1 pseudogene is annotated in these 947 nt (G+C 63.5%); it reads left to right on the top strand.

What is annotated here, in order from left to right:
- A pseudogene (locus DVK07_RS22880) lies at nt 1–947 on the top strand (hypothetical protein); the annotation flags it as partial.

Raw genomic sequence — 947 nt, 5'->3', positions numbered from 1 at the left:
GGTCACCGAGGGCGAGTCCCTTGAACTCAACGCCTCCGTCGAGAACCTCGGCGACCTGAACGGAACGCAGACGATCGAACTCCGTCGGAACGGTGAGCTTCTCGACAGCGAGGAGGTCGAAGAGCTCCCCGGTGACAACACGACCGTCGTGACGTTCGACGGGATCGACACCGAGGTGGGCGACGCGCCCGAGATCGCGTTCACGGTCGCGAGCGACAACACTTCGGCCACGACGATCCAACCGCTGAACGCGGAAGACGAGTTCACGGTCTCGATCAACGAGACGAACGACCCGGTAACCTTCGACGAGACGCTCAACGTCAGCGTCGATGTCGAGAACATCGGAGACATCAAAGGGACTCGGAGGGTCGAGGTCCGTCTGAACGGGAACGCCGACAGTCGGTCGGTGACACTCACCGGTGGCGAAGCGCGCACGCTCGACTTCCAGGTCGATGCCAGCGAGGGAGACAACCGTGTCTTCGCCAGTACCGGCGACGACCTCGACGCTCGGTCCGTCCAGATCAACGACCCGGCGTTCTTCGAGGTCGACGTGGTCGAGGCCTTCTCGGACCTCGAAGTCGTCGAGGGCGAGAACGCGACGGTGACGCTCGACATCGAGAACACCGGCGGCGTCAACGCGACGCAGAACGTCTCGCTCGAGCTAGTCGAGGTCGGAAACGAGAGCAACGTCGTCGCGCTCGACAACGTCTCCGACGTCGAGCTGGAAGACGGCGGGTTCAATATCTCCGAACCCACGGTTGACACCGACGCGTTCGGCGTCGAGCCGGGCGAGTACACGCTTCAGGCCGAAAACGAGGACGGCGAGGTCTTCGAGGCCGAGCAGAACTTCACGGTGTTAGAACCCGCCTCCTTCAGCGCTACCATCGAGGCGGTCAACGGCGAGGCGCCGCCCATTGACGACAAGACGTCAGACGACGCGTTCGCGG

This window comes from Halorubrum sp. Atlit-26R, from assembly GCF_003666015.1.
Classification (GTDB): Archaea; Halobacteriota; Halobacteria; order Halobacteriales; family Haloferacaceae; genus Halorubrum.
Note: the sequence above shows the minus strand (reverse complement) of the source record. Positions and strands in the feature narration are given on the sequence as shown.